The 1,468-nt window shown below is 73.2% G+C and carries 1 protein-coding gene; it reads right to left on the reverse strand.

Going from position 1 to position 1,468, the window contains the following annotated elements; all coding sequences use genetic code 11:
* Positions 1 to 60: 60 nt before the first annotated feature.
* Entirely contained in the window at positions 61 to 1,227 is a 1,167-nt protein-coding gene (locus DQW06_RS24010) for a C40 family peptidase (protein WP_198048833.1), read from the reverse strand.
* Positions 1,228 to 1,468 lie beyond the last annotated feature (241 nt).

Consider the following 1,468-nt stretch of genomic DNA (forward strand, 5'->3'; position numbering starts at 1 on the left):
GGCACCACCGGCGCGGTGGTGCCAAGGCCCGCTCCGTGTGTGCGCTCGGGCCGCGCGGCGTCAGGTGTTGACGCGCACGGCTCCGGCGTAGTTGGCGGTGCGTACCGGGGTGACGCGCACGTCCAGTCCGGTGCGCGGCGCCTCCAGCATCATGCCCTCGCCCAGGTAGATGGCCACGTGCGAGATGTAGTCGGGCGCGGTGGGGTCCGTGCGCCAGAACAGCAGGTCGCCGCGCTGGAGGTCGTCGAACTCCACGCGCTGTCCGGCGTTCCACTGGTCGTGGGTGACCCGCGGGATGGACACGCCCGCCTGGGCGAAGGCCCACTGGAGCAGGCCCGAGCAGTCGAAACCGCCCTCCGGGGTCTCGCCGCCCCAGACGTAGGGGACGCCCAGCTGGCTCTCGGCGTGGTCGATGACCTGCTCGATGACCGAGGGGGCCACGGCCTCGCCCTCGACGAGCGGTTCGGGCGAGTCGGCGACGAGCTGGAGGGAGACGTCCTCGCCGAGGGCCTCGGCCAGGGCCTCGTGCAGCTCGGCCAGGTCGGCCTCGGGCGCCGAGACCACCAGGGCGTTGCCCCTGGGCATGCCCAGCTCGGCGGCGCGCTCGCGGGAGACCAGCGCGTCGATCCCGGCGATGCCGGAGGTGGCGTGCGTCCACACCTCCAGGGGGACCTCTCCGCGCCCGCCCGCGACGGTGACCTCGCGGCCGACCTCCAGTCCGCGCTCGGTGCCGACGTCCTTGGACAGGGCGACGTGGCCCTCGGCGACGCCCTGCCAGATCTCGTCGGACCCGGCCGAGGGCTCGGGGGCGTGGTTGCGGAAGCTGGAGGGGTTGACGCCGAGCACCGAGGTGGGTTCGCCATCGATCTCGACACGGGCGGCGTCCACGGCCAGGACGCTCTCGACGCCCTCGATCCCGCGGACCGCCTCGACGGCCTCGCGCGGCAGGGCGCGGGGGGCGACCGCGAAGTACTCGGTGCTACGGGCCTCGCGGAAGGGGGCGACGTAGGCGTCGCGCCGCAGCTGGGAGTCGGAGACCTCGGGGGACTGCTCGGACGTCTCCTGCCGGGGGCCGGTGGCGCCGGAGGCCTCGGAGGAGAGCTGTTCGCTGATGGGGGGACGGTCCTCGACCACCGGCTCCGCCCAGGCCGGGGTGGTCCCGAAGGCGGTGAAGGCGACGGCGAAGGCGGCCGTGGTTCCCGCACACGTTCTCAAGCGGCTCCGCACGGGGGGATCTCACCTTTCTGCGAGTGAGCCGACCGGGGGTGGGGGACCCCTGCGGCGTACGGCCTGTTGCCGGTTTTGCACTTTCCGGATCCAAGAATGGGCGTACCGGGACGAGTTTTCAAGAAGCCCACGCCGTCCGATACCGGACCGCCACCCGGTGCTCACCCGATGTTCCTCGTCACCACGGGGGTCAGCGGGAAGCGCACCGGGGTGTCCCCGAAGAGGGTGGCGCGGGTCGTGG

The organism is Nocardiopsis sp. TNDT3 (assembly GCF_003427465.1).
Lineage (GTDB): Bacteria > Actinomycetota > Actinomycetes > Streptosporangiales > Streptosporangiaceae > Nocardiopsis > Nocardiopsis dassonvillei.